The following is a 25,477-nucleotide window of genomic DNA, read 5'->3' on the forward strand; positions in this document are numbered from 1 at the left end:
CGGGTACCGACCGGTCCGGGGCAGTCTCGCCACGAGACAGATCAGCGCAATTGTCCAATGCCCGAAAACTGCTCTGGACAGCCGAGAACGACGCGGGACCACTCGACGTACAGCGACTCGGAGCGCCTCCGTGTCTCACCGCGAGACGCCGATTGACACCTCATCCAGTGCGGGCAACCGTGTGCCGATGACGCCGACCGCTCTCGACACCGTCGATATCTTCGACCCCGCACACGTCGAGGATCCGTATCCGCTGTACCGGCAGCTGCGCGCGCAGGCGCCCGTTTTCCGGGTGCCCGGCACCGGCTTCCACCTGGTCACCTCGTGGGATCTGGTGACCGAGGCGGTGACTCGCACCGCGGACTTCTCCTCCAATCTCACGGGGGTGCTGCTGCGGCAGCCGAGCGGGCCGCCCGCCACCTTCGATATGGACGGCGGCGGTCAGGCGGTGCATGTGCTCGCCACGGCCGATGATCCGGTGCATCTCGCCCAGCGCAAGCTCGTACAGCCTCTGCTGGCCAAGCGAATTCGCGGGCTGGGACCGGCGGTGGAAGCCCTGGTCGACCGGCTCTGGTCCGAGCACCTGGACGGCGACCGCATCGACTGGGCGACGAGCATGGCCGACCGGCTACCGCTGGCCCTGGTCGCGGACATCATCGGATTGCCGGACGCGGATGTGCCGCAATTGCTTTCGTGGGCCTACGACAGCACCGAGATGCTGGGCGCGGTCATCGACGCGGAGCGCTTCGGTCATTCGGTGACCGCTGCCGCGGAGCTCACCGATTATCTGTACACCGCATTCGCCGCGGCCCGGGAGCATCCCGGCGACGACCTGCTCGGGGTGCTGGCCCGCGCCTGCGCGGCCGGGGAGGTCCGCGACGACGAGGCGGTGCTGATCCTGGTGCAGCTCGTCGGCGCGGGCGGCGAATCGACCGCGGGACTGGTGGCCAATGCCGCCCGATTGCTCGCCACCACACCTGCGTTGCAAGCGGAGCTGCGCCGCGAACCCGCGCTCATCCCGGCCTTTCTGGACGAGGCGCTGCGCCTCGAATCGCCCTTCCGGGGCCATTACCGGCATGTCCGCGCGGATACCCGGCTCGGTGGCGTGGACCTGCCGGCGGGCAGCCATCTACTCCTGTCGTGGGGTGCGGCCAATCGTGATCCGGCCCGGTTCGAGTCGCCGGATCTGCTCGATCTGGATCGTCGTTCCGGTGCGAACAATCTCGCCTTCGGGCGCGGAGTGCACTTCTGCGTGGGTTCCGCGCTCGCCAAATTGGAGGCCACCGCGGCGCTCACCGCCTTGCTCGAACGCACCACCGGCTTCGAACTGATCGAAGCGACTCCCCCGCAATGGTTTCCGAGCATCTTCGTGCGCCGCCATGCGAGCCTGCCGCTGCGCATCTGGTGAAGTGCCGAACTCTTCCGCGCGTCACCGGCTGTCGAGGCCCCTTACCCGGCATGATCTTCGTCGATCGGGGGGCCGAAAAAGCCGTGACCACAGGAAAGGGGTTCTGTTCGTGAATACCGTGCACTTCCGCCGCGTCACCCTGGCCGCCATCGCCCTCGGGTGCGCCGCGGTGCTGGCCGCGCCCGCGCCGACCGCCATGGCCGATGCCGCACCGCAGAAGATCACGCTCGACTACCAGAAGGGCCGGTGCGGGGCGACCACGCTGCACGCGTCGTCCTTCACGCCGACCACGCTGGAGATCACCACCTCCAACAACTTCACCGACGACGCCAAGATCGATATGGCGGGGAAGGTGACGCCACTGCCCGACACCTACAAGTCGGTCACCACCACCGTGGATCTCGGCACGCCGATCCCGGGTGCGATCCCGTTCCGGGTCTCCGGCTCGGATTGGCCGGGCAGCTCCGGCACCGGGTGCGAAGGCTGGATCATCGTCGCCTGACGCCTCGAATCGAACGCCGATGAGCCGCACCCTTTCCGGGTGCGGCTCATCTGTTCGCTCTGCTATTTGCCGTGGGCGCGCAGCTGATACAGGCCCTCGGTCTCGGCCACGACCACGCCATTGGCGTCGGTGACGACGGCCTTCAGGGTGAAGTCGGACTTGCCCTTCTCATCCGCCTCGGCGGTGATGCGGGCGATCTCCTCCTCCGACAGCGTCGCCGCGGCGGTCACATCGGTGGCCGCGGGCTTGCGGAAGAAGATGTGCAGGTCCTTGACCAGCGGGAAGTACTTGGCGGTATCGAAGCTCGCGATGGCGAGCGCGCCGCCCAGGATCTCGGCGACGGTGAACAGCACGCCGGCGTACATGACGCCGAAGTGATTGCCGTTCCCTTCCACCGGGACCTTGCTGGCCGCATAGCCAGGCCGCACCTCGACCGCCTCGACTCCCATCTTGTGCGCGATCGGAATGGTGTATTCCAGGGCGCCATTGACGACATCTTTCAAGGGCGGGGCGTCGCTCGTCGACACACGGACCTCCTCAGTCCTACTTCACAGGCTTACTGACATCCTGCCAACAACGTGAATCATGGTCGGCCCGGACCGATCCGCGCAAGTCCGTCCCCGTCCACCCGTGAGCCTGGACACACACCAGCAAATCATCCGATGTCTACATCTAGTATACAAGTCGTGTCCAAGACCTATTCGGCTGCTGAGCGGGCCTATCGCGAGATCAAGGAGCGCATCCTGACCGGTGCGCTGCCCGGCGGCGAACTGGTGAGCGAGAACGAGATCGCCGGCGAACTCGGCACCTCGCGCACACCGGTCCGCGAGGCGTTCCTGCGGCTCGAAACCGAAGGCTGGATGCGGCTGTACCCGAAGCGGGGTGCGCTCGTGGTGCCGGTGCCGTCCCACGAAGCCGACCATGTCGCGCACGCGCGCTACATCGTGGAAACCGGAGCCGTACGGGCACTCTCGCCCGCCGACCGGGGCGCGCTGCTGCCGCGACTGCGCGAATCACTGGACCGGCAGCGCGAACTCGCCGCCGCGGGCGAGCTGGACGAATTCGCCGTCGCGGACGCCGATTTCCACCGCGAATACGTGATCGCCGCCAATAACCCGCTGCTCACCGGGTTCTACGACTCCCTGCGGGAACGCCAGCGCCGCATGAACAGCGCCGCGCTGCGCCGCGGGGAGACGCATACGGATCGAATCATCGAGCAGCACACCCGAATCGCGAACCTGATCGAGGCCGGCAATGCCGACGGCTTCGCCGCCGCATTGGCCGAGCACCTCACCGCGGTGCACGGCGTGACCTTGAGAGGACAGTGACTTGGCGACATCGACAACGGCCGCCGCCATCGAGGACGAGGCCGAGAACGTCACCGCCGGCAACGGGACTCGCACCACCGCCGGCAACGGGACTCGCACCACCGCCGGCAACGGGACTCGCACTGCCGGCGGTCGCGGCGACTCCGGCAGCGGCAAGGCCTGGCTGGGCGTGGCCGCTGCTGTCTTCGCCATCGCTTGGGGCGGAAACGAATTCACCCCGCTGCTGGTCATGTACAAGGGCGAGGGGCTGCAGGTCACCACGGTCGATCTGCTGCTGTTCGAGTACGTGCTCGGCATCATTCCCGCGCTCGTGATCGGCGGCCCGCTCTCCGACCGCTACGGTCGCCGGCTGCTCATGCGGCCCGCGCCGCTGGTCGCCGCGCTCGGCTCGCTGTTGCTGGCCTTCGGATCTTCTTCCGTGCCGATGCTTTCCGCGGGACGGGTGTTGTGCGGTATCGCGCTGGGCCTGGCCATGGCGGTGGGCACCAGCTGGCTCAAGGAGCTCTCGCAGCCGCCGTTCACCGCGGATTCCGCACCCGGCGTGGGTGCGCGGCGTTCGGCCATGAGCCTCACCGGTGGCTTCGGTATCGGCGCGGGCGTGGCCGGGGTGCTGGCCCAGTGGGGTCCGCTGCCCGACACGCTGCCGTATCTGATCAATGTCGCGCTGTGCCTGGGTGCGGCGGCGTGGGTGATCCACGCACCGGAAACCGTTACCCCGCAGCAGAATCCGAACCGGCTGCTCGACGATCTGAAGGTGCCGGCCGCCGCGCACCGGCGGTTCCGGCGGGTGGCGCTGCCGCTCGCGCTGTGGCTGTTCACCTGCTCCGCGGCGGCTTACGCCATCATGCCGACCCTCATGATGCCGAAGGTGCACGGCGCGCCCATCGCTTTCTCGGCGCTGATCACGGTCATCACCCTGGGCTGCGGGTTCGGTATCCAGTCGGTGGCGCGGCGCATCGACAAGCCGGGGACGATCCGGCTCACGGCGCTGTCCCTGAGCTTCGTCATCGCCGGAATGGCCTTGGCCGTGGCGGCTTCCGCGGCGCTCACCCTGTGGCTGACCGTCGCCACGGCGATCATGCTCGGGCTCGGGTACGGCATCGGGATGGTGGCCGGGCTGCAGGAGATCGAGCGCATTGCGCGCCCCGATGATCTGGCCGGGCTGAATGCGGTGTTCTACGCGGTCAGTTACCTGGGCTTCGGCGTGCCGGTGGTGATGGCGCTGCTGCACGATGCCACGGGTGTCAGCTATCCCGCGATGTTCGGAGTGCTCACCGTCGGGGCGATCGCGTGCCTGACGCTGGTCGTGCGGTCCCGCTGGATCTCCGTGTAAGCGTTCAGCGAGAGACGCTCTGGCGGAAGATCGCGGGCGTGACGCTGGTGCGCTGCTGAAAGTACTTGGAGAAGTTGGAGGGATCGTCGAAGCCCAGCTGGCCGGCAATCCGGGCCACCGGGTCGCGGCCGTGTGCCAGCAGGCGTTTCGCCTCCAGCACGATGCGCTCGTCGATGTACTGCTTGGCGCTCAGGCCGGTGTGCTCGCGGGCCAGGCGGTTCAGGGTGCGGGTCGGATAGCCCAGGCGGGCAGCGTAATCGGCGACCTGGTGGCGGGTGCGGAAGCCGGATTCGAGCTCCTCGCGGAACCAGAGGAAGGCTTCGCGGGCCGGTGGGCGTTGTTGCTCGTCCGTGCCGGGGAGGTCGGCGAGCAGCAGCAGGAGGGTTCCGGCCAGTAGGCGCACTCTCGCCGCATCCCGAATGTCGTTCGTAGCCAAAGGATTCGGTGGGTCTTCAGCGAGTCCCCGGGTTGTCGCATGCAAGGCGTCCAGAGCCGTAGCGGCGGGACCGAGGCTCGCCGCGGGCCAGTAGTTCGGGTCGGCCACGCCCGCTGTGCGGATCCGATCCCTGGTCTCCTCGTCCAGGACTGCCGGCGTGAACAGCACGACCGAGCCTTCGATATCCGCGATGGCTCCCCACTGCTGCACCTGTCCCGCATGTACCCAGATCAGATCGCCCGCGCCCAGTCGATACGCGGTGAAGTCGACGGTATGCACGGCTGTACCCGTGGTGACGCGGATGAGCAGGTCGAAGTCGAGGCGCTGCGGTGTCAGGAACTCCGCCGTTCCGCCGCGCTCGCGCATGCGGGCCAGCGAGGTCAGCTCGATCTCCCCGGTCACGCCGGGCGGCGGCGTATATCGGACCGGCCGGATCGGCGCATCGGAGGGATGTCCCATTTTCACCATGCTACGTCCCGCGGCAACCGTGAAAACCCCTGTTCACGCTCCTACCGTAGGTGTCATGACAAACCTCGACTACCGGATCATCGACTCCGCCGACTCCTCCCTGAACAAGACCAGCGTCCTGGTCACCGGCCCTGCCGAGGCCGTCGTGGTGGACGCCGCCTTCACCCGCGCCGACGGCCACCGCATCGTCGCCGAGCTCCTGGACTCGGGCAAGCGCCTCACCACCGTCCTCATCACCGCGGGCGACCCCGACTTCTACTTCGGCGCCGAAGTCATCGCCGACGCTTTCCCGGAAGCGATCTTCCTGGCGCCCGCCGATGTCATCGCCCACATCCGCGAATCGTACGAAGGCAAGCTCCAGGCCTGGGCGCATCTGGGCGCCAACCTGCCCACCCGCCTCGTCGACATCTCCCCCCTGACCACCTCGACGATCACCGTCGACGACACCACCCTCGAAATCCGCCGCGCCACCGACAAACTCGGCGACCGCGCCTGGTACGTCTTCGACCCGTCCGCCCGCGCCCTCGTCGGCGGCGTCCTCCTCTTCGAGGGCCTGCACGTCTGGACCGCCGACACCCCGACCACCGAACAGCGCACCGAATGGCTCCGAGTCCTCGACGAATTGGAGTCCCTGCACCCGCAATTCGTCGCCGCCGGCCACCGCATCTCCGCCACCCCCACGGACCTCACCGCTATCCACCACACCCGCGACTACCTCCGCCTCTTCGAAAAGGTAATCGCCGACTCCCCCGACGCCGCCACCGCCGAAACCGCCCTCCTGGAGGCGTACCCCGCCGCCGGCCTCAAAATCGCCGCCAACCTCGGCACCAAGGTCGCAAAGGGTGAAATGACATGGGGCTGACCCCAATTCCGGACCACTCCCCCGCCGCCGTCGTCCGCCGCCAGTACCTCGCCTCGGCAGCAGGCGACCTGACAGCCCTCCGCGAAACCCTCGCCCCAGACGTGGAATGGACCGAAATGGCCGGCTTCCCCCTGGCCGGCACCTACCGCACCCCCACCGGCGTAACCACCAACGTCATGGAAAAACTAGCCCAAGACTGGACGGATTGGACCGCCCACGACGACACCTACATCACCGAAGGCGAAAACGTAGTAGTCCTGGCCCGCTACACCGCCACCCACAAATCAACCGCCAAACCACTGAACGCCCGTGTAGTACACCACTTCACAGTCCGATCCGGCCTCATAGTCCGCTTCGAACAGTTCGTAGACACCGCCCTAGTACGCGAAGCCGCGACCCCCGACGGCCCGTGATCGAGAACGGCGGATGACGGCGGTCAAGATGATCGCCAAGCCGACGAGAAGGCCGATCACACCGATCAGTCCGGCGATCAAGATGGTTCCACCGATCGATGATCCGAGTCCGCCGCCGACCGCGAGCGTCACGCCTGGGCCACCCAGCGTGGTCAGGTGATAGGCGCCGGCTTGTCCTGATTGGAACGAGAATCCCGCGCGCCCCGCATGATTGCCGAACTGATAGGTCACCTGCGAGCCGTACTTCTGCATCTGCACGACCTGCCCCGCCGGATCCACCAGCCGCGCTCGTACCTCCGCCGGCAGCCCATCCGACGAAGCACCGGGATACTCGAAATACACCGTGTAGCCCCGCCCGGCCTCCAGCCGCAGATCCCCCGAGCCGGGTACGTCGACCCGCTGAAACTGGTTGACAGTATTCGACATCCGCATGAATCCGGCGACTCCGACCGAGATGGCCCCGACCACGCCGATCACGATCACGAGCGCCCCTGCGACAATCCACCACCCGGATGGCCGCACCGGCGGCGGAGTCGGCTGCGCCCAGCCCGAATAGGGAGCCGGATAACCGCCCGGTTGAGACATCTTCGAATCCTCTGTAGTGCCGATGTTCTGAGCCGCAGTCCGTCTCGCAGTCTCAGCCCCTTTACGCTCAGCCGATCCGCTGACGCGTAGCGAGCCGCCGACTCTGACCATTGAAGGCAGGAAGCGTCAGAGGTCCACTACGAGTTGCGGGGAGAGGGATCTGGAGACGCAGGGGTATATGAGGTCGGGGGAGGCCCCGATGTCGTCGCGGTGGTCGGGGGTGCCTGCGAGGACGGTTAGTTCGCAGGTGCCGCAGACGCCTTCGCGGCAGCTGGCGGGGAGGGGGTGGCCGGCTTGGGTCAGGGCGTCGAGCATGGATAGGTGTTCGGGGACTTGGACTTTGGTGGCGGAGCGGGCGCAGAGGACTTCGAAGGGGGTGTTCGGGACTGTGGGACGGGGGGTTGGGCGGAAGCGTTCGACGTGGACTCGGCCGGCGGGAAAGACGGATTCGGCGCGGTCCATCATCGAGGTCGGGCCGCAGCAGTAGACGAGGGCTCGGGGGTCCAGTTCTGCTGCCAGAGAGTCGAAATCGGGCCTGCCTTCGAGCTGGGTGGCGATCGTGCGGACACGATCGCCGTAGGTCGCGCGGAGGTTTTCGGCGAAGGGCATGGTTGCGGGGGTTCTGCCTATGTAGAGCAGGGTGGTTGCTGCGCCGGCTGCGGTGGCGGTGCGCATCATCGGGAGGATGGGGGTGATGCCGATGCCGCCGGCTATGAAGAGGTAGGAGGGGGCGGGGAGGAGGGGGAAGTTGTTGCGGGGCAGGGAGATATCGAGGGTGCGGCCTTGTTCGAGGAAGAGGTGGATGTATTCCGAGCCGCCTCGGCTGAGGGGGTCGTGGCGGACTGCTATGCGGTAGTGCTCCTGGGCCGCCGGGTCTCCGCACAGGGAGTACTGGCGGGTGAGCCAGTTCGGGAGGGCCAGATCGATGTGGGCGCCGGGTTCCCAGGGGACCAGGGGTGTTTCGGCGCCGCGGAAGACCAGGGATAGGACGTCGTCGGTTATCCGTTCCATGCGATCGAGGACGGCGTGCTGCATCGGCGTATCACTCCTGTTCGGTCAGTAGAGGTTCCGATAGGCGTCTTCGAGGCGGTCGGTCATCTGCTGCGGGTCGAGGTCGAGGCCCATCTGTTCGACCGCCACCTCGCCGATCGGCGGCATCTCCTGTGCGAGCGCCTGACTCGCGGGATCCCACAGGCGGGAGCGGGTGAGGGCGCGGCCGCAGTGGAAGAAGACCTCGGTGACGTCGACGATGATGGCGAGGACCGGTTCCTTGGCCTCGGTGCGCATGCGGGCCAGCACATCCGGTTCGTCGGTGGCGTAGCCGCGGCCGTTCACGCGCAGGACTTCGCGCATACCGGGGATGAGGAAGAGCAGGCCGACGCCGTCGTTCTCGACGATGTTGTGGAAGGAGTCGGCGAGCTTGTTGCCGGGACGGTCGGGGATGGCGAGCATATGCTGGTTCAGCACCTTCACGAAGCCCGGATAGTCGCCGCGCGGGGAACAGTCGCCGAGCCCGTCACGGTTCGCGGTGGCGAGCGCCAGGAACGGCGAATGCGCGATGAAGCGGTGCGAGTGCCGGTCGATGTGGTCGAGGACTTTGCTCTTGATCATCGGCTCGGGTTCGCCGAGCCGCGCGCGGATCTCGGCCGGCGACACCCGTCGCGGCCGGGGTCCCGAACGGGTCAGCATGGGCCTGTCCATTACTTTTCCGCTGGTCATGGCACAATTATGAGCAATTACTCAGTTCTTGTGTACTCGCTTTCCGCCGAGCGTCCCGGAGGTGCCAGGGTGTCGGATCAGCGTCGGCTTCAGCCACGTAAACAGCCGCTTCAGTCCCGGGCCGAGCTCACCCGGCAGCGGATCCTCGCGGCGGCTGCTCACGTTTTCGCCGAGTACGGGTATGCCGCGGGGACCACCAACCGGATTGCCGAGCAGGCGCGGATCTCGATCGGTTCGCTGTATCAGTACTACCCGAACAAGGACGCGATCCTCGTCGAGTTGATGGTCCGGCACCTCGATGCGGGCCGGGAGGCCGTGCTGCGGCTCGGGACCGAGCAATTGCCCGATTCACTGGAGGAGATCCTGCGCCGGCTGGTGCGGATCGCGATCGAGAACCATCTCGACGACCCGCAACTACTGCGCGTGATGATCGAGCAGATGCAGCCCTCGGCAGAACTCCGGGAGAAGGTCGCCGTGCACCAGCGGGAGCGGATCGCCTTCATCCAGCAACTGCTGGAACAGCATCCGGAGGTCGGTGTCGCCGATACCTACACCGCGGCCCGGCTCGTGGTCTCCACGATCGAATTGGTGGTCCACCAATTGATCGCGTCCCGCGAGCCGGTCGAGCTGCCCCGCTTCGAGAACGAGCTCACCGCAATGCTTTTCCGTTATCTCAGAGCGAGCGGGAAATGATTTCCTTCATGATCTCGCTGGTGCCGCCGTAGATGCGGTTCACGCGCGAACCCGTGTACATATTGGCGATCGGGTATTCCATCATGTAGCCGTAGCCGCCGAAAAGCTGCAGGCATTTGTCCACGATCTTGTCCGAGGTTTCGGCGGCGAACAGTTTGGCCATCGAAGCGGTGGCGGGATCGTTCTTGCCGTCGATGTACTGCTGAATCGCATAGTCGACAAGGGTTTTGATGGCCAGGGCCTCGGTCTTGACCTCGGCCAGCGTGAAGGCGTTGTGCTGGAACTTGCCGATCGGGCGGCCGAAGGCTTCCCGTTCCTTCGAGTACTTCAGCGCCTCCAGCACCGCTGCTTCCGCGAGCGCCGAGCACAGGCTGGCAATGATCAGCCGCTCCCGCGCGAGCTGCTCCATCAGCTGATAGAAGCCCAGACCTTCTTGCGCGCCGAGCAGATTCGTCACCGGCACACGCATATCGGAGAAGAACAATTCCCGGGTGTCCTGCCCGTGCTGGCCCATCTTCTCCAGCACCCGGCCGCGTTCGAAGCCGGGCAGATCCTTGGTCTCGGCCACGATGAGCGAAACGCCCGCCGCGCCCTTGCTCGGATCGGTCTTGGCGACGATCACCAGCAGATCGCAGTGGGTTCCATTGGAGATGAACGTCTTCGAACCGTTCACGACATAGTGGTCGCCCTCGCGGATGGCGGTGGTGCGCACCGACTGCAGGTCCGAGCCGGTGCCCGGTTCGGTCATGGCGATGGCCAGCACCAGTTCACCGCTGATGATGCCCGGCAGCCAGCGCTGCCGCTGCTCGTCATTGCCGTAGTTGTAGATGTAGTGCGACACGATCGGCGAGTGCACCGAGAAGCCGAAGCCATTGTCGTGCGCGTAGACCAGCTCTTCCTGCACGACGGACTGCAGGCCGTAATCGCCGCCCGCGCCGCCGAATTCCTCGGGCAGGTCCAGGCCGAGCAGGCCCGCGGCGCCGGCCTTGTTCCAGAATTCGCGATCGACCATGTGCTGCTTGGACCAGCGTTCCCGGTTGGGCGCGATCTCCTTGCGGAAGAATTCGGCCGCGTGCTTGCGCAGCTCGCGGTGCTGATCGGTTTCCCAGCTGGGGCGGTAGTCGGGGAACAGTTCGGACATCGGTGTCTACTTTCCGGAGTGGGTGCGAATACCGTTGAGCGGCAGGTCTTCTCGGGCGGCGATGGCTTCGAGTTCGGCGATGGTCCGGTCGGCGAAGGCCTGTGCGAAACTCTCGTGGGTGCCGTCGGCGCCGAAGGTCGCGAGCGCGCCCATGAAGAAGTGCGGTTCGACCGCGCCCAGGGCCACATGCCCGTCCGCGCAGGCGTAGATGCCGTAGCCGGGGAAGGCGCCGCCGAGGACGGCCCCCTCCCCCATCAGCCGGTGACGCACGGCCTGGCCGGCCCAGGCGGCGGCCTCCTCCAATGCCACCCGATACGGTTGCCCCACACCGGTTTTCGACCTCGAGACCAGGGCGGCCAGCGCGGTGGACACCGCGCGTTCGGCGCCGAGCATGTCGGCGACGGGCACGGTCGGCATGCGCGGCGGGGTGAGGGTGCCGTGCACGGCCTGATAGTTGAGGTCGTGGCCGGGGACCTCGGGATCATCGGCGTGACCGACGATCTCGATGAGTGACAGCCCCGGGAATCGTTCGTGCGGTTGCGCCAATCCGAGCCGGGCGAGCGCGGTCGGCCGCATCGAAGTGATGAGCAGATCGGCGGATTCGAGCAGTTCGTCGAGCTTGCCGCGATCGGCCTGCTGCTTCACGTCCAGGGTGACGACCTGCTGACCGGCGACCAGCCGCGTGTACCAATCCGGCGCGGCGGCGGCGAGCGGGTCGCCGGTGGGCGGTTCGACCTTGGTGACCGTCGCACCCAGTTCGGCCAGTCGGGCTGCCGCCAGCGGGCCGGGCAGATTCACCGCGAGTGACACGACCTCGATCCCCGCGAGGGGGCGCAGCGTTGGAACCTCCATGAAGGTGAACGATACGTTTGTATAGTGATTGGGTCAACCGTAGCGGTTCCATGGCATACGACCAGCAATTACTACGCGACGTAGACTGACCCGACCACTGACGACGAGGCGAGGGGCGATCGAGGCGCGATGCTGAATCCACGAGCGACCAACGACGACCTGACCGCCAAGGCACGCATCCGCAACGCCGCCATGGACCTCTTCGCCCAATACGGTGAATCCCGCGTCTCCCTGCGCGCGGTCGCCGCAGAGGCCGGCGTCACCCTCGGCCTGGTCCAGCATCACTTCAAGACCAAGGCCGGCCTCCGCGACGCCGTGGACCAGCTGATCGGCGAGTACTTCTACCAGGCCGTCCACTCGGTCCCCAATACCGGAACCCCCGCCGAGGTGACCGGCGCCCGCGACGACGCCGTCCGCGAAATGCTCCGCGACAACCCCGCGGTCGTGAACTACATCCGCCGCGCCATCCTCGAACCCGAACCCACCCAGCTGAAGTTCCTGGAACGCATAGTCGAGTTGGTCCGCAGCGAGGTCCTCTTTCTCCGCGAAGCCGGCGTGGCCTCCACCACCCGCCGCGAATCCACCCAGATCGTCGCCGTCCTCATCCGCCAATTCGGCGAACTCCTGCTGGCCCCCATGATCGACTCCGTCTGGCAGATGGTCGCCGACGCCGACGACACCCCCAAACCCCACCTCACCATCACCGTCGACGAGTGACCCCTCGCTCACAGAGCGAACCCGCAGGCACGGCGACAGAATGGTCAGCGTGAGCGAGCGGAGCGCCGCGGTCGAGCGGCGAGGGGCGGGGCGCGGCCGCGCGCGCCGGCCCCGAACGCGCCGCGCCGAGATCCTCGAGGCCGCCATCGACGCCTTCGCACACGACGGCTATCACGGCACGTCCATGGCGGATATCGCTGTCGCGGTGGGAGTTTCACCACCAGCCCTGTACCGCCATTTCCGGAACAAACAGGAGCTGCTCGGCCAGTGCCTGCGGGTGGGGCTCGGGGAATGCGCCCAGCGGGTGGAGGAGGCGGGACGAGACGACCCGGCCGGCGCGAAAGTGCTGGCCGAGGTGGTACGGGTCGGGTTGGAAGTACGAGTACTACCGCGCCTGTGGCAGTTGGAATTCCGCCACGTGAGCCCCGCGGACCGCAGCGCGGTGCTGCGCCTGGCGGTCCGGATGGTCGGCTACCTCCGCGCGGCGATCAGCGCGCGCCGCCCCAACCTCACCACCGCGGATGTCGAGTTACTGAGCTGGTGCGTGCTCTCGATCGCGGTCAGTCCCTCCTATCACCGAGCCGAGCTGCCCGCGCCCGTGACCGCCCGCGTGCTGGACGCGGCCGTCACGGCAGTCGTGGACGTGCCCCTACCCGCGACAGCCGATACGCCCGCCACACGAACCACCAAGGCGGGCAACGGCGGAACCGAGCTGGACAGAGCCCTGCGCACCGAACGCATTCTCGCGGAAGCGGCACGCCTGTTCAGCCTGCACGGATACGCCGCGGTCGGAATCGAGGACATCGGCGCCGCGGTAGGCATCACCGGCCCCGCCCTCTACCACCACTTCTCCTGCAAGGCGGAGGTACTCGACCACATCGTGCGCCGCCACGACGAGTGGATGGGCCTGCTGATGGCACGAGCACTCGCCGAAGGACAGGGCGCCGCCGGCGCCATGCGCTCGATGCTCCATGGCTTCGCCCAGCTCGCCGTGGACGACCCGGACCTGCTCGGCATCACCATGAGCGAAACCCGCCACCTCCCGGAGGACGCGGTGCGGCGATACCGGCAGGTGCGACTGGACGGAATCGAACGCTGGGCCCGCATGCTGCACGCCGTCCGGCCGGAACTGCCGATCCCCGTGGCGCGCGTCCTGATTCGCGCCGTGACGACCGTGATCATCGAGTCGGTGCGCAATCCGCGCCTGTATATCCGCGCCGACCTGGTGGATGTGCTGACCGCGATCGGTGAGGCGATCGAGGCGGCGCCGGTCCCGCTGCGCAAACCCGGCCCATTAACAGCAACGGAAGCCCGTAAGTGATTTCTCCCACTTAGCCGCAATTAACATATCGGCCGTCTGCGCCCGTCTCGCCGCATATCAGTGCCGGCCCTCCGAGTGGCCGGTTGCTTAGTGGCGATTAACAATTCGTTGCCGGGGGCGGTCGGGGGGCGGAGATTCGGGCGCGTGAGCCATTACAAGAGCAATGTGCGCGATCTCGAGTTCAATCTGTTCGAGGTGTACGGGCTGGATGGGTTGTTGGCCTCGGGGGCGTTCGGCGATCTCGATGGCGATACCGTGCGGTCGATGTTGGTGGAGGCGGCTCGGCTGGCCGAGGGGCCGGTGGCTGCACCCTTTGCCGACGCCGATCGGACTCCGCCCACCTTCGACCCGGCCACGCATTCTGTGAGCCTGCCCGAGTCGTTCAAGCAGGCGGTGCGGGCCTGGTATGACGCCGAGTGGTGGCGGGTCGGGCGGATCGAGGCTATTGGTGGGGTGCCCGCGCCTGCCATGTTGACTTGGGCCATTACGGAATTCGTGCTGGGGGCGCAGCCCGCGGCGCATATGTACACGATGGGGCCTGCCATGGCGCAGATCCTGTACACGCTCGGGACCGGGGAGCAGCAGCGGTGGGCGCAGTTCGCGGTGGAGCGGGGCTGGGGCGCGACCATGGTGCTGACCGAGCCGGATGCGGGATCGGATGTGGGGGCCGGGCGTAGCAAGGCGATTCAGCAGGCGGACGGCACATGGCATATCGAAGGGGTCAAGCGGTTCATCACCTCCGCCGATTCCGATGATCTGTTCGAGAACATCGTGCATATGGTGCTGGCCCGGCCGGAGGGTGCGGCGCCCGGTACCAAGGGGCTGTCGCTGTTCCTGGTGCCCAAGTTCGAGTTCGATCACGAGACCGGTGAGATCGGCGCGCGGAACGGCGCTTTCGTGACGAATGTCGAGCACAAGATGGGGTTGAAGGCTTCGGCTACCTGTGAGGTCACCTTCGGCGGGCACGGCGTGCCGGCCAAGGGGTGGCTGGTGGGTGAGGTGCACAATGGCATCGCGCAGATGTTCAAGGTCATCGAGAACGCGCGGATGATGGTGGGGACCAAGGCCATTGCCACGCTGTCGACCGGGTACCTGAATGCCCTGGAGTACGCGAAGATTCGCGTACAGGGCGCGGATCTCACGCAGATGACGGACAAGAACGCGCCGCGCGTCACCATTACTCACCACCCGGATGTGCGCCGCGCGCTGCTCATGCAGAAGGCGTACGCGGAGGGTCTGCGCTCGGTGTACCTGTACACCGCCGCGCATCAGGACGATGTGGTGGCCCAGCAGGTTTCGGGCGCGGATCCGGAGCTGGCGGCGCGGGTGAACGATCTGCTGCTGCCGATCGTCAAGGGTGTCGGTTCCGAGCGCGCCTACCAATACCTGACCGAATCGCTGCAGACCTTCGGTGGCTCCGGCTTCCTGCAGGACTACCCGATCGAGCAGTACATCCGCGACGCCAAGATCGACTCCCTCTACGAGGGCACCACCGCCATCCAGGCGCAGGACTTCTTCTTCCGCAAGATCGCCCGCGACCGCGGCGTTGCCCTGGCCCACCTGGCCAGGAAGATTCGCGAGACCGCGGAATCCACCGTCGGCAACGGCCGCCTCAAGGTCGAGAAGGGCCTGCTGGCAACGGCTCTCACCGATGTGCAGGAGATGGCGGGCAGCCTCACCGGCTATCTGCTGGCGGGACAGCAGCAGCCGGAGGATCTGTACAAGGTCGGTCTCGGTTCGGTGCGGTTCCTGCTCGCGGTCGGCGATCTGGTGGTGGCGTGGCGGCTGCTGGTGAACGCCGAAACGGCGCTCACCGCACTGGATTCCGAGATGGCCGCCGCGGACCGCGCCTTCTACGAGGGCAAGGTCACGGTCGCGACGTTCTTCGCCCGTGAGGTGCTGCCGCGCCTGACCGCCGACCGCGCCGTGCTCGCCGCCATCGACCTCGAGGCCATGCAGCTGGACGAGGCCGGTTTCTGAGCTAGCTCGCCGCCGCGGACCGCACCGACTCCGTTTCCGGGAGCTCGCGTGCGGCCCGCGCGGCGATCGCCGCCAGCACCGGCAGCCGCGCATCGCCGAGCGTGGAGACCATATTGCCCAGGTGGTTGGTGACGAAGGCGATCGACAGCCCCAGCCGGGGCATGGCCATGGCGCCCGAACCACCGATACCGAAGTGCCCCAGCGCATCCCGCCGGATATGGGTGCCGACGATCGCGCGATGGTAGCCGAGCGAGTGATTCGGCGGGCCGCCGAGCACATAGTCGTACTTGCTGTTGAACGGCATCTCGGCAATGCGGGCCGCGGTATCGGATCTCAGCAGCCGCTGATTGCCGACCAGGCCGTCATTGGCGATGGCCCCGTACATGCGCGCGAGTGAGCGCGCGGTGAAGACCCCGTTCCAGCCGGGCATCATGGCGTCGTAGACGGTGTCGGAGACCTGCGCCGAATTCAGCATGCCGTCGTAGAGCACGCCGCGCAGCGAACGCAGCGGCGGTACGGCCGCCGCGATGCCGAGCAGCCCGTCCACCGGCAGCTTGGCCACGCTCATGCGCGGACCGAGCTTGGCCAGGCGGCCGCGTTCGTGCACCGGCACCCCGAACCAGAAGTCGCTCTCGCCCAGCGGAACCGCGAGCTCCTGCCGGACCAGGTCGCGGAAGTCGCGTCCGGTCACGCGCTGGCAGATCTCGGCCACCAGCGTCCCGAAGGTGATGGCGTGGTAGCCGGAGGCCTTGTAGCGCAGCGGATCCGGCGCGCTCACGGCCAGCGCGGCGGCCACCGCATCATGGTCGAGCAGGTCGGCCTTGTCCGGCAGCAGCCCGCGGATCTGCTGCAGTCCGGCCCGATGCCGCAGCACGTCCCGCACGGTGATGCCGGCCTTGCCGTTCGCCGCGAACTCCGGCCAGTAGTCGGCCACCGCGGCGTCGTAGTCGATCAGGCCGCGATCGGCCAGCCGGTGCAGGACCGTGGCGGCCACGCCCTTGCCGGTGGAGTAGGCCATCGCCATGGTGTCCCGCTGCCAGCGGCGGCCGGGTGCGGCGAAGCCGGCCCAGATATCCACCACGGGTTCGCCGTGCAGGTAGACCGCGACCGCGCCACCGCCCTTGCGCGGAGGTCCGAAGAGGGCGAAGAATTTCGCGGCGACACCGATGAACCGATCGTCGACGAACATGGCGGACGGCATGACCAGACTCCCTTGTCTGTCAGGATATTTCGCTCCCAGGGTCGCACGGACCCGGAACGAATTGGAACCGGTTCAGCCCAGATGGGTGTCGAAGAAGGCGAAAATGCGCCGCCACGCGTCCGCGGTGGCGTCGGCGTCGTAGCCCAGGCCGGTGACCCGCAGCAACGGTTCGGCAGGCGTCTCGTTGGCGAAGGCGTGCGTGACGCCCGGATACACCTTGACGTCATGCTCGACACCGTATTCGGTGAGCACACGTTCCAGCTTGGGCCCGCGGCCCGGATTCAACGGGTCGAGCGCACCGTAGCTCGCCACCACCGGGCAGGAACCGCGCAGCATCTCCGCGTAGCTGCCGCGCCCCGAAGGATAGAACGGCGCGGCCGCGTCGAACCCCTTGGGCGCCACCAGCAGCGCGAATCCGCCACCCAGACAGAAGCCGACCACGGCGATGCGCCCGGTGCACTTCGGGTCCTCGGCGAGATAGGAACGGGCGGCCAGAATGTCGCGGGTGGTACGGCCCTCGACATTGGTCAGCACCTCGCGCAGCACGGCGGGCACGCAGCGAACACGGCCCCGCGCGAAGAGGTTCGGCGCGATGGCCAGGTATCCGTTGGCGGCCAGCCGGCGGACGGTATTGCGCGCGTCCTCGGTCAGGCCCATACCGTCGTGCAGGACCACCACGCCGGGCCAGGGCCCGGGACCGGTGGGCATTTCCAGGAAGGCGTCGATCGTGCCATCGGGTGCGTTCAGTTGGATCGCGCTCATCGTCGAGCCCCTCCCCGCCGGTCGTCTGATGATCGAACTCGACCACATCCTAATGTTGTCTCAGACAACCCGCACTGATCCCCGCCGCCAACCCGGCGGGGATCAGCTTTCCGCCGCGGCCGATCAGCTCTCGATCGGCAGCCCCGCCCCGGCCCAGTCCTCGATGCCCTCCCGATACTTCCGGACATTGGTGTAACCGAGCCGCTCCAGCTCGGTCGCGACCTGCTGGCTGTTGCCGCAGGCCGGGTTCGAACAGTAGGTCACGATGGCGGCGCCGAGATCCGGAAGCAGTTGTGGCGCCCTGGCTTCCACCTCGGCCGCGACCAGCGCCAGCGCGCCCGGCAGATGCGCCTTGGCGTAGTACTCACCGCCGAGGGCGTCGAGCACGGTCACCGATCCGGCCTCGATCTCCTTGGCGAGTTCGTCGCGAGTGATGAGTGCGGTCATGGGATTTCCCTTTCCGAGCACGGAATTTATGTGCGTGTGCACGCTACTACTTATGTGCGAGCGCACGCAACTGGTTAGAATCGGGGCGTGAACCGATCCCATCCGGCCGTCGGCGCCTGGGCGGCCCTGCTGCAGGTGCACGCCAAACTCGTGCCCGAGCTCGACGCCGAACTGCGCCGCGCCACCGGACTCCCGCTGAGCTGGTACGACGTCCTGCTGGAACTGGATGGACCACAACGACTCCGGATGAGCGACCTCGGAGAACGCGTGGTGCTCAGCCGCACTCGCGTCAGCCGGCTGGTCACCGAACTCGAGGCGCAGGGCCTGGTCCGGCGCGAATCCAATCCCGACGACGGCCGCTCGGCCTTCGTCGCCATCACCGAGGACGGCCGCCGCCGCTTCCGGGAGGCCGCGCCGCATTATCTCGCCGGCATCGAACGCCGCATGGGTGGGCGACTCGACCCCGACGAACTCGACACCGTCGCGAACGCCCTGCGCAAGGTACTCGGGCCCGCCGACCTGAACTCCCCCACGACCACGGATTAGGCGCCGCGCGCGGCGAACGGTTGCCGATCATGGGATGAAAGGGGAGGGTGGGGGCGAATCTGTTCCCATACCAAGGAGGCACGGCGTGCGTTTCGGCATCTTCATTCCCCAGGGCTGGCGGCTGGACCTGGTCGGCATCGACCCGGCGGCGCAGTGGGGCTTGATGCGGGACCTGGCGCAACGGGCCGACGCCACGCCGGACTGGGAATCGCTGTGGGTGTACGACCACTTCCACACCACGCCGCAGCCGACCGCCGAGGCCACCCACGAGGCGTGGAGCCTCATGTCCGCGCTCGCGGCCTCCACCTCGCGTATCCGGCTGGGGCAGATGTGCACCGCCATGGGCTACCGGAATCCGGCCTACCTGGCCAAGGTCGCGGCCACCGTGGACCTCATCTCCGGCGGGCGCGTCGAAATGGGTATCGGCGGCGGCTGGTACGAGCACGAATGGCGGGCCTACGGTTACGGATTCCCGCCCGCCGGGGAACGCCTCGGCCGTCTCGACGAGGGCGTGCAGATCTTCCGGCAGGCGTGGCGCACCGGCTCGGCCACCCTCGACGGCAAGTACTACCAGGTGGACGGCGCCATCGTGCAGCCGCAACCGTTGCAGGAGGGCGGCATCCCGATCTGGGTGGCCGGCGGCGGCGAGAAGGTCACGCTGCGCATTGCCGCGAAGTACGCGCAGTACACCAACTTCTCCGCCGAGCCGGAGATCTTCACCCAGAAGTCCGAACTGCTGCGCGGCCACTGTGCCGCCGTCGGCACCGATTTCGACGCCATCACCCGCAGCGCCAACTTCAACACCCTGGTCGCCGCGACCGAGGCCGAGGTGCAGGATCGGCTCGGCGCCGTGGAAGCGCGGATGACGCCGGCCCTGGGCGCGGACGGGGCCCGGAAGTACGTCGAGGACTACTTCAGCAGTTCCGCGGCCGTCGGCACCCCGGAACAGGTGATCGAAAAGCTCGCGCAGGCCCGTGATCTCGGCCTCGGCTACGCCATCCACTACTTCCCGGAACTCGCCTACGACACCGCCGGACTCGACCTCTTCGAACGCGAAGTGATTCCCGCCCTGCGCTGAACCGCGCCGCCGGAGCGGCCCGACGCCGTAACATCCCGAACAGACCTGGGCATCAGCCGATTCGAACCAGGGAGGCGGGATGCAGTACCGGCCCACCGCCACGGAGTTGCTGACAACGCTGGCGGAACTGCTCGAAGAGACACTGCTGCCCGCAGTACCACCGGAGTTACGGCATCAGGCCCGCGTCGGCGCGCATCTCGCGCGCCTGCTGGAGCGCGAGCTGCGCCTGGGACCGGAAGCCGCACGGCGCGAACGGGAAACCCGCGCCCAGCTCGACCCGGCCGACGAGGCGGGACTGTGGGCGGCGCTCGTCGAGATCGTCCGCGCCGACCTGGCCATCGCCAAACCCGGCTACGACGCCTGGGAGGGGGAATGACCCCCGACCTGGCGGCCGGGCTGGAACGATTCCTCACCGGGGAACTCGGCCGCCCCGTGAAAATCACTGATATGCAGCCGCTTTCGGCCGGGGCGCGGCGGCGCAATATCGCCGTCGACGCCGATACCGGCGATCATGTGCTGCGCCTGGTCGCGACCCTGGTGCCGAGCGCCGTTCAGCAGCTGCCGGTCGCTGCCGAGGCCGCGGTACGCGAACTGGCCCGGGATCGGGGCGTGCACGCGCCGCGCGTGGTGGGTGTCTGCGACGATCCCGAGTACACCGGGGAACCGTTCATGCTGTCCGAACGGCTGGACGGCGAGACGGTGCCGCGGCGCGTGCTGCGACTCGTACAGGCTTCCGGGACAGGCGATCTCATTGCCGAGCAGCTCGGGCAGCTCATGGGCCGCCTGCATGCCATCGACCCGGAATCCGCTTCCCCCGAACTGCCCGGCCAGCCCGACGCCAACCCGGCCGTGGACCTGCTGCGGGACGTCGAGCCGACGGTGTCACGGCTGCTGGGTGACCGCCCGGTGTTCGGGCTGGCGCTGCGCTGGCTGCACCGGCGGCTGCCCGCCCGCCCCGCACGACTCACGCTGGTGCACACCGATATTCGCAACGGCAATCTGATCGTCGGCCCCGACGGCATCTCCGCCGTCCTGGATTGGGAAGGCGCGCAACGGTACAGCGACCCGATGCGCGATCTCGCCTGGTCCGCCCTGCGCATGTGGCGGTTCGGCGTGGACGATCGCGAATTCGGCGGCTTCGCGGGCCGCGCGGTGGTCGTGCACGGATACCGCAATGCCGGCGGCGAATTCGACGAGGACCGCTTCCGCTGGTGGAAGGTGGCCTGCACGCTGGCCTGGGGCGCCATGCTGGCCGCGCAGGCCGACGCCCATCTGGACGGCAGCGTGCGCAATATCGTCATGGCGGCCAGTGGCCGCCGCATCCCGGAGATCGAATGGGATCTGCTCATGCAGATCCGCCCCGCCGGATCGAGGTGAACCGCATGGATTTCCAACTACCGGACCAGCTGGTGAAGTACCTGGCCGAACTGGACGATTTCATCGAGCGCGAGATCGTGCCGCTGGAACAGATCCACGACAACATCAGGTTCTTCGATCACCGCCGGGAGAACGCCCGCACCGACTGGGAGGGCGGCGGCCTGCCCACCACCGACTGGGAGGCCCTGCTCGCCGAAACCCGCAGGCGCGCCGACGCGGCCGGGCATCTGCGCTACGCCTACCCCGTCGAATACGGCGGCCGCGGCGGCTCCAACCTGGATATGGCGGTGATCCGGGAACACCTCACCCGCCGCGGCCTGGGCCTGCACTGCGATCTGCAGAACGAGCACGCCATCGTGGCCAACAATGTGGGCCTGCTGCTGATGGCCGAATACGGTTCCGCGGCACAGAAAGCCGAGTGGATCGACGAACTGGCCACCGGCTCCGCCTTCTTCGGCTTCGGCATCACCGAGCCCGAGCACGGCTCCGACGCCACCCATATGGAGACCACCGCCGTGCGCGACGGCGGTGAGTGGATCATCAACGGGGAGAAGACCTTCAACTCCGGCATGCACCACGCCCGCGCGGATCTCGTCTTCGCGCGCACCGCCGGGAAGCCCGGCGACGGCACCGGGATCACGGCGTTCCTGGTGCCGGTCGAAACACCCGGCTTCGAGATCGCCGAGTTCCTCTGGACATTCAATATGCCGACCGATCACGCCCACGTGACGCTCACCGACGTCCGGGTGCCGGACAGTGCGGTGTTCGGCGAGGAGGGGCGCGGGCTGGCGGTGGTGCAGCACTTCTTCAACGAGAACCGGATTCGGCAGGCTGCCTCCAGTCTCGGTGCGGCACAGTTCTGCATCGACCGGTCGGTGGAATATGCCCTGGAGCGCAAGACTTTCGGGAAGCCGCTCGCGGTGAATCAGGGGATCCAATTCCCCTTGGTCGAGTTGCAGACCCAGTGCGAGATGCTGCGCGCCCTGATTCACAAGACCGCCTGGGCCATGGACCATTTCGGCCCGTTCACGCAGTCCGCCCAGGTGTCGATGTGCAATTATTGGTCCAACCGGCTCTGCTGCGAGGCCGCCGATCGCGCCATGCAGGTGCACGGCGGGCTCGGCTACTCGCGGCACACGCCGTTCGAGCACATCTACCGCCACCACCGGCGTTATCGAATCACCGAGGGCAGTGAGGAGATTCAGATGCGGCGGGTGGCGGGGTACATGTTCGGGTTCATGCCCCAGCAGTCACCGAAGGGTATGTGATCCGGCGCCGTTGCCGGTGTGACCGGCGAGCAGCCGGCTGAACGGCGTCACCTCACCGAGCGAATTGCCCGAGGTGCGGTGGCGGGGCGGCTCGTCCTGCAGGAAGCCCTGCACTCCCGTCGGCTCGGCGACGATCAGCTGGGCGAGTTCGCTTGCCGCGCGCTGGATCCGGTCGGTCAGGCCGGTGGAGCCGAAATCCTCCGTGGCGGCGAAGACGCCGGTCGGCACCACCACCGAACGCAGGTAGGTGAACAGCGGGCGCATGGCGAAATCCAGTACCAGCGCATGTCGGGTCGTGCCCGCGGTGGCGGCGATCAGCACCGGCATGCCGTTCAGCGCATCGGTGTCGAGGACGTCGATGAACATCTTGAACAGGCCACTGTAGCCGGCCGTGAACACCGGGGTCACCGCGATCAAACCGTCTGCGGCGGAGACCTTTTCGCGCGCCGCCGCCACGGCGGGCGTGGGTAGCCCGCCGGTGGTCAGGGTGGTGGCGAGATCGGCTGCCAGTTCCCGCAGTTCGATCACCTCGATCTCGAGGCTCTCGCCGCGGCCGCCGACCGCCGACGAGACCGCGTCGGCGAGCTGATCGGCGAGCAGGCGGGTCGACGACGGCTGCGACAGCCCGGCCGTCAGCACTATGAGTTTGCGGCTCACGCTCGCCCTCACTTCTCTTCGGCGAGCGCGCGCTCGCGGGCGGGTTCGACCAGGTGGTGCGGGGCATCCGGTCCGGCCTCGACCAGACCGGCGTGGGTGGGCGGATTGCTGGGCACGTGTGCCGGGCGGCGGGCCTCGAATTCCTTGCGCAGCACCGGAACCACTTCGGTGCCCAGGATCTCGATCTGCTCCAGCACCACACTCAGCGGCAGTCCGGCGTGATCCATGAGGAACAGCTGGCGCTGGTAGTCGCCCACGGTGTCGGCGAAGCCGAGGGTGCGCTCGATGACCTGTTCGGGCGTGCCCACGGTGAGCGGGGTCAGCTCGGTGAAGTCCTCCAGCGACGGCCCGTGCCCGTAGACCGGGGCGTTGTCGAAGTAGGGCCGGAAGAACTTCTTCGCCTCGGCTTCGGTCTCGGCCATGAAGACCTGGCCGCCGAGCCCGACGATGGCCTGATCGGCCGCGCCGTGCCCGTAGTGTTCGAAGCGCCGGCGGTACAGGTTCACCATCTGCTGGGTGTGTTCCTTGTTCCAGAAGATGTTGTTGTGGAAGAACCCGTCGCCGTAATACGCGGCCTGCTCGGCGATTTCGGGCGAGCGGATGGAACCGTGCCACACGAACGGCGGGGTGCCGTCCAGCGGTGCGGGGGTGGCGGTGAATCCGTTGAGGGGCGTGCGGAACTGGCCTTCCCAGTCGACACGCTGTTCGCGCCACAGTCGCCGCAGCAGGTGGTAGTTCTCGACCGCGAGGGCGAGTCCGTCGCGGATGTCCTTGCCGAACCAGGGGTAGACGGGCCCGGTATTGCCGCGGCCCAGCATGAGGTCCACGCGGCCGCCGGACAGGTGCTGCAGCATGGCGAAGTCTTCCGCGATCTTCACCGGGTCGTTGGTGGTGATCAGGGTGGTCGCGGTGGAGAGGATGAGGTTGTCGGTCTTGGCCGCCAGGTAGCCCAGCATGGTGGTGGGCGAGGACGGGACGAAGGGCGGGTTGTGGTGTTCACCGGTCGCGAAGACGTCCAGTCCCACCGCCTCGGCCTTCTCACCGATGGCGACCATGGCCTGGATGCGCTCGGCCTCACTCGGGGTGCGGCCGGTGGTCGGGTCCTGGGTCACATCTCCGACGGTGAAGATTCCGAACTGCACGGGTCCTCCTCTTTCTCGCTATCCATTTTTGTGGATATGGCAACCAAATGAACCATGCCTCCCCCGCCGATATTCCACCGGGATCCGACGGCATGGCCAACAAACCGAACGAGCGGTTCGTCATACGCTGTCGCGGAAATCCGGGTCAGTCACTCGATCAAGGAGAAGGCTTTGCACATGCTCGAAGCCCCGGACACCACGTCCGAACCGCCCTCCGACCTCCCGGACTTCGATCCGGTCGAACACGCCCACGCCATGATGGGCCGGTGGTACACGCTCGACCGGCAATACGAGGTCGGCCGGGAGAAGATCCGCGAATACGCGACCGCGGTCCTGGACGACCACCCCGCGCACTGGGACGAGCAGGCCGCCGCCGCGCTCGGCTACCCCGCACTGCTGGCCTCCCCCACCTTAACCTCCGTGCTCAGCGGGGCCGTGCAGTACGCCATGACCGAACTGCTGGCCGGCTACAACCTCACCTCGTCCGTCCAGACCGATCAGGTCCTGGACTACCACCGCCCGATCCTGGCCGGCGACCGGCTGGTCAGCAATATGGTGCTGAGCTCGTTCCGGCAGGCCTTCGGCGGCGACATGCTCGTCATCGAGAACGTCCTGACCGACCAGCACGGCGAAGCGGTGCTCACCGGAGCCACCAGCGTGATCACCCGCTCCGGGCAGACCGAGGAGAACGTCGCGGCCACCCGGCTGATCCAGGACATCCTGCACCGCGGGACGGACATCATCGCCGAGCGTTCGCCACGCCTGATCGAAATCCCGGGCTGGGTACCGAAATTCGCCTCTTACCGGAGCCCGCACACACCCCGGCTGGACTCGATCCGCCAGGGCGACGAATTGCCCTCGCGCGCGGTGACTCTCACCATCGGCGACCTCGTCCGCTATGCGGGCGTGGCCGGCGACTCCAACCCCATCCACTGGCACACCGGTGCGGCGCACGCGGTCGGCCTGGAACGCGGCGTGGTGGCGCACGGCATTCTGACCATGGCCTACGGCGCGAGCTTCGTGACCTCGTGGCTGGGCGACCCCGGCGGGCTGAAGCAGTACAGCGTGCGAATGAGCACCCCGGTCTACGTCCCGGCCGACGAGCCGACCACCGTGCAGTACACCGGCAAGATCAAATCGATCGATGCGGCAGCCGGGACCGCCACCGTGGCGCTCACCGCAATGCACGAGGGACGCAAGATCTTCGGCCGCGCCACCGCGGTCGTGCAGCTGACCTGAGG

Annotated in this window: 28 protein-coding genes; 16 read left to right on the forward strand and 12 right to left on the reverse strand. The window is 67.4% G+C overall.

What is annotated here, in order from left to right:
• The first annotated feature begins 187 nt into the window (after positions 1–187).
• Together ACH438_RS29915 and ACH438_RS29920 are read left to right on the forward strand one after the other, a co-directional pair.
• A complete protein-coding gene (locus ACH438_RS29915; RefSeq protein WP_397011175.1) occupies positions 188–1,408 on the forward strand; it encodes a cytochrome P450 in 1,221 nt (406 codons plus the stop codon).
• Positions 1,409–1,517: 109 nt separating this feature from the next.
• A complete protein-coding gene (locus tag ACH438_RS29920) occupies positions 1,518–1,910 on the forward strand; it encodes a hypothetical protein (RefSeq protein ID WP_397011177.1) in 393 nt (130 codons plus the stop codon).
• Between the two features lie 62 nt (positions 1,911–1,972).
• On the opposite strand, the gene ACH438_RS29925 is transcribed toward ACH438_RS29920, so the two are convergent.
• Positions 1,973–2,437 carry a PaaI family thioesterase gene (locus tag ACH438_RS29925; RefSeq protein ID WP_397011179.1) on the reverse strand — a complete coding sequence of 155 codons (465 nt, stop codon included), beginning with the start codon at positions 2,435–2,437 and terminating at the stop codon, positions 1,973–1,975.
• 159 nt (positions 2,438–2,596) lie between these two features.
• Here ACH438_RS29925 and ACH438_RS29930 point away from each other — a divergent pair, with 159 nt between their 5' ends.
• On the forward strand, positions 2,597–3,238 hold the full coding sequence (locus tag ACH438_RS29930; protein ID WP_397011181.1) for a GntR family transcriptional regulator: 642 nt from the start codon (positions 2,597–2,599) through the stop codon (positions 3,236–3,238).
• Position 3,239: 1 nt separating this feature from the next.
• Positions 3,240–4,571 (forward strand): MFS transporter, encoded by a 1,332-nt coding sequence (locus tag ACH438_RS29935; protein ID WP_397011183.1) that lies wholly within the window; start codon positions 3,240–3,242, stop codon positions 4,569–4,571.
• Between the two features lie 4 nt (positions 4,572–4,575).
• Here the strand turns inward: ACH438_RS29935 and ACH438_RS29940 are convergent, their stop codons facing one another.
• A complete protein-coding gene (locus ACH438_RS29940) occupies positions 4,576–5,466 on the reverse strand; it encodes a helix-turn-helix domain-containing protein (RefSeq protein ID WP_397011185.1) in 891 nt (296 codons plus the stop codon).
• A 64-nt stretch (positions 5,467–5,530) separates the two neighbouring features.
• On the opposite strand from ACH438_RS29940, the gene ACH438_RS29945 reads away from it, so the two are divergent.
• Both ACH438_RS29945 and ACH438_RS29950 read left to right on the forward strand, forming a co-directional pair.
• Positions 5,531–6,337, forward strand: coding sequence for an MBL fold metallo-hydrolase (locus tag ACH438_RS29945; protein ID WP_397011187.1), 807 nt, complete (start codon positions 5,531–5,533; stop codon positions 6,335–6,337).
• Entirely contained in the window at positions 6,328–6,750 is a 423-nt protein-coding gene (locus ACH438_RS29950) for a nuclear transport factor 2 family protein (protein ID WP_397011189.1), read from the forward strand. The genes ACH438_RS29945 and ACH438_RS29950 overlap by 10 nt, the downstream gene beginning before the upstream one ends.
• On the opposite strand, the gene ACH438_RS29955 is transcribed toward ACH438_RS29950, so the two are convergent.
• The 3 genes from ACH438_RS29955 to ACH438_RS29965 all read right to left on the reverse strand — a co-directional run bounded on the left by ACH438_RS29955 (position 6,715) and on the right by ACH438_RS29965 (position 9,054).
• Positions 6,715–7,335, reverse strand: coding sequence for a hypothetical protein (locus tag ACH438_RS29955; protein WP_397011191.1), 621 nt, complete (start codon positions 7,333–7,335; stop codon positions 6,715–6,717). The two genes, ACH438_RS29950 and ACH438_RS29955, sit on opposite strands and share 36 nt — an antisense overlap.
• Positions 7,336–7,461: 126 nt before the next feature.
• The gene (locus tag ACH438_RS29960) at positions 7,462–8,370 is read right to left on the reverse strand and encodes a PDR/VanB family oxidoreductase (RefSeq protein ID WP_397011193.1); all 909 of its coding nucleotides are present in this window, start codon (positions 8,368–8,370) and stop codon (positions 7,462–7,464) included.
• 21 nt (positions 8,371–8,391) lie between these two features.
• The gene (locus ACH438_RS29965; protein ID WP_397011195.1) at positions 8,392–9,054 is read right to left on the reverse strand and encodes an MSMEG_1061 family FMN-dependent PPOX-type flavoprotein; all 663 of its coding nucleotides are present in this window, start codon (positions 9,052–9,054) and stop codon (positions 8,392–8,394) included.
• 9 nt (positions 9,055–9,063) lie between these two features.
• Between ACH438_RS29965 and ACH438_RS29970 the strand changes: the two genes are divergently transcribed.
• The gene (locus ACH438_RS29970; RefSeq protein WP_397011197.1) at positions 9,064–9,747 is read left to right on the forward strand and encodes a TetR/AcrR family transcriptional regulator; all 684 of its coding nucleotides are present in this window, start codon (positions 9,064–9,066) and stop codon (positions 9,745–9,747) included.
• Here the strand turns inward: ACH438_RS29970 and ACH438_RS29975 are convergent.
• Both ACH438_RS29975 and ACH438_RS29980 read right to left on the reverse strand, forming a co-directional pair.
• Positions 9,728–10,888: an acyl-CoA dehydrogenase family protein gene (locus tag ACH438_RS29975; RefSeq protein WP_397011199.1), complete on the reverse strand. Its 1,161-nt coding sequence runs from the start codon at positions 10,886–10,888 to the stop codon at positions 9,728–9,730. The genes ACH438_RS29970 and ACH438_RS29975 overlap by 20 nt on opposite strands.
• Positions 10,889–10,894: 6 nt before the next feature.
• Positions 10,895–11,740, reverse strand: coding sequence for a CoA transferase (locus ACH438_RS29980; protein ID WP_397011201.1), 846 nt, complete (start codon positions 11,738–11,740; stop codon positions 10,895–10,897).
• Positions 11,741–11,869: 129 nt separating this feature from the next.
• Between ACH438_RS29980 and ACH438_RS29985 the strand changes: the two genes are divergently transcribed.
• From ACH438_RS29985 to ACH438_RS29995, 3 genes are all read left to right on the forward strand, one after another.
• On the forward strand, positions 11,870–12,457 hold the full coding sequence (locus tag ACH438_RS29985) for a TetR/AcrR family transcriptional regulator (protein WP_397011203.1): 588 nt from the start codon (positions 11,870–11,872) through the stop codon (positions 12,455–12,457).
• Positions 12,458–12,506: 49 nt separating this feature from the next.
• Positions 12,507–13,778 (forward strand): TetR/AcrR family transcriptional regulator, encoded by a 1,272-nt coding sequence (locus ACH438_RS29990; RefSeq protein ID WP_397011205.1) that lies wholly within the window; start codon positions 12,507–12,509, stop codon positions 13,776–13,778.
• A gap of 144 nt (positions 13,779–13,922) precedes the next feature.
• Complete coding sequence (locus tag ACH438_RS29995) at positions 13,923–15,758, forward strand: acyl-CoA dehydrogenase (protein WP_397011207.1); 1,836 nt, start codon at positions 13,923–13,925, stop codon at positions 15,756–15,758.
• A 1-nt stretch (position 15,759) separates the two neighbouring features.
• Here the strand turns inward: ACH438_RS29995 and ACH438_RS30000 are convergent, their stop codons facing one another.
• From ACH438_RS30000 to ACH438_RS30010, 3 genes are all read right to left on the reverse strand, one after another.
• The gene (locus tag ACH438_RS30000) at positions 15,760–16,959 is read right to left on the reverse strand and encodes a serine hydrolase domain-containing protein (protein ID WP_397011209.1); all 1,200 of its coding nucleotides are present in this window, start codon (positions 16,957–16,959) and stop codon (positions 15,760–15,762) included.
• 72 nt (positions 16,960–17,031) lie between these two features.
• Positions 17,032–17,721 carry a dienelactone hydrolase family protein gene (locus tag ACH438_RS30005; RefSeq protein WP_397011211.1) on the reverse strand — a complete coding sequence of 230 codons (690 nt, stop codon included), beginning with the start codon at positions 17,719–17,721 and terminating at the stop codon, positions 17,032–17,034.
• Positions 17,722–17,844: 123 nt separating this feature from the next.
• Positions 17,845–18,168 (reverse strand): rhodanese-like domain-containing protein, encoded by a 324-nt coding sequence (locus tag ACH438_RS30010; protein ID WP_397011213.1) that lies wholly within the window; start codon positions 18,166–18,168, stop codon positions 17,845–17,847.
• Between the two features lie 87 nt (positions 18,169–18,255).
• Here ACH438_RS30010 and ACH438_RS30015 point away from each other — a divergent pair, with 87 nt between their 5' ends.
• The 5 genes from ACH438_RS30015 (at position 18,256) to ACH438_RS30035 (ending at position 22,437) form a co-directional block, all read left to right on the forward strand.
• Positions 18,256–18,714, forward strand: coding sequence for a MarR family winged helix-turn-helix transcriptional regulator (locus ACH438_RS30015; protein WP_397011215.1), 459 nt, complete (start codon positions 18,256–18,258; stop codon positions 18,712–18,714).
• 85 nt (positions 18,715–18,799) lie between these two features.
• Entirely contained in the window at positions 18,800–19,792 is a 993-nt protein-coding gene (locus tag ACH438_RS30020) for an LLM class F420-dependent oxidoreductase (RefSeq protein WP_397011217.1), read from the forward strand.
• A gap of 79 nt (positions 19,793–19,871) precedes the next feature.
• Positions 19,872–20,168, forward strand: a complete 297-nt coding sequence (locus tag ACH438_RS30025) for a hypothetical protein (RefSeq protein WP_397011218.1) — start codon at positions 19,872–19,874, stop codon at positions 20,166–20,168.
• Positions 20,165–21,169, forward strand: a complete 1,005-nt coding sequence (locus ACH438_RS30030; protein ID WP_397011219.1) for a phosphotransferase family protein — start codon at positions 20,165–20,167, stop codon at positions 21,167–21,169. The genes ACH438_RS30025 and ACH438_RS30030 overlap by 4 nt, the downstream gene beginning before the upstream one ends.
• Positions 21,170–21,174: 5 nt before the next feature.
• Complete coding sequence (locus tag ACH438_RS30035) at positions 21,175–22,437, forward strand: acyl-CoA dehydrogenase family protein (protein WP_397011221.1); 1,263 nt, start codon at positions 21,175–21,177, stop codon at positions 22,435–22,437.
• Here ACH438_RS30035 and ACH438_RS30040 read toward each other — a convergent pair.
• Positions 22,420–23,094 carry an FMN reductase gene (locus ACH438_RS30040; protein WP_397011223.1) on the reverse strand — a complete coding sequence of 225 codons (675 nt, stop codon included), beginning with the start codon at positions 23,092–23,094 and terminating at the stop codon, positions 22,420–22,422. The genes ACH438_RS30035 and ACH438_RS30040 overlap by 18 nt on opposite strands.
• An 8-nt stretch (positions 23,095–23,102) precedes the next feature.
• Positions 23,103–24,236: an LLM class flavin-dependent oxidoreductase gene (locus ACH438_RS30045; protein WP_397011225.1), complete on the reverse strand. Its 1,134-nt coding sequence runs from the start codon at positions 24,234–24,236 to the stop codon at positions 23,103–23,105.
• A 177-nt stretch (positions 24,237–24,413) separates the two neighbouring features.
• Here ACH438_RS30045 and ACH438_RS30050 point away from each other — a divergent pair, with 177 nt between their 5' ends.
• Entirely contained in the window at positions 24,414–25,475 is a 1,062-nt protein-coding gene (locus ACH438_RS30050; RefSeq protein WP_397011227.1) for a fused (3R)-hydroxyacyl-ACP dehydratase subunits HadA/HadB, read from the forward strand.
• The last annotated feature ends 2 nt before the right edge of the window (positions 25,476–25,477 follow it).

It is taken from the genome of Nocardia sp. NPDC020380 (genome assembly GCF_044386975.1).
Taxonomy (GTDB): domain Bacteria; phylum Actinomycetota; class Actinomycetes; order Mycobacteriales; family Mycobacteriaceae; genus Nocardia.

Coding starts and splice junctions, on each gene's coding strand:
- ACH438_RS30050 (WP_397011227.1), top strand. CDS start 24,414: ATGCTCGAAGCCCCGGACACCACGTCCGAACCGCCCTCCGACCTCCCG.
- ACH438_RS30000 (WP_397011209.1), bottom strand. CDS start 16,959: ATGCCGTCCGCCATGTTCGTCGACGATCGGTTCATCGGTGTCGCCGCG.
- ACH438_RS29970 (WP_397011197.1), top strand. CDS start 9,064: ATGAGCAATTACTCAGTTCTTGTGTACTCGCTTTCCGCCGAGCGTCCC.
- ACH438_RS29915 (WP_397011175.1), top strand. CDS start 188: ATGACGCCGACCGCTCTCGACACCGTCGATATCTTCGACCCCGCACAC.
- ACH438_RS29940 (WP_397011185.1), bottom strand. CDS start 5,466: ATGGGACATCCCTCCGATGCGCCGATCCGGCCGGTCCGATATACGCCG.
- ACH438_RS29950 (WP_397011189.1), top strand. CDS start 6,328: ATGGGGCTGACCCCAATTCCGGACCACTCCCCCGCCGCCGTCGTCCGC.
- ACH438_RS29980 (WP_397011201.1), bottom strand. CDS start 11,740: ATGGAGGTTCCAACGCTGCGCCCCCTCGCGGGGATCGAGGTCGTGTCA.
- ACH438_RS29985 (WP_397011203.1), top strand. CDS start 11,870: ATGCTGAATCCACGAGCGACCAACGACGACCTGACCGCCAAGGCACGC.
- ACH438_RS30010 (WP_397011213.1), bottom strand. CDS start 18,168: ATGACCGCACTCATCACTCGCGACGAACTCGCCAAGGAGATCGAGGCC.
- ACH438_RS29965 (WP_397011195.1), bottom strand. CDS start 9,054: ATGACCAGCGGAAAAGTAATGGACAGGCCCATGCTGACCCGTTCGGGA.
- ACH438_RS30030 (WP_397011219.1), top strand. CDS start 20,165: ATGACCCCCGACCTGGCGGCCGGGCTGGAACGATTCCTCACCGGGGAA.
- ACH438_RS29960 (WP_397011193.1), bottom strand. CDS start 8,370: ATGCAGCACGCCGTCCTCGATCGCATGGAACGGATAACCGACGACGTC.
- ACH438_RS30035 (WP_397011221.1), top strand. CDS start 21,175: ATGGATTTCCAACTACCGGACCAGCTGGTGAAGTACCTGGCCGAACTG.
- ACH438_RS30005 (WP_397011211.1), bottom strand. CDS start 17,721: ATGAGCGCGATCCAACTGAACGCACCCGATGGCACGATCGACGCCTTC.
- ACH438_RS29975 (WP_397011199.1), bottom strand. CDS start 10,888: ATGTCCGAACTGTTCCCCGACTACCGCCCCAGCTGGGAAACCGATCAG.
- ACH438_RS29955 (WP_397011191.1), bottom strand. CDS start 7,335: ATGTCTCAACCGGGCGGTTATCCGGCTCCCTATTCGGGCTGGGCGCAG.
- ACH438_RS29945 (WP_397011187.1), top strand. CDS start 5,531: ATGACAAACCTCGACTACCGGATCATCGACTCCGCCGACTCCTCCCTG.
- ACH438_RS30025 (WP_397011218.1), top strand. CDS start 19,872: ATGCAGTACCGGCCCACCGCCACGGAGTTGCTGACAACGCTGGCGGAA.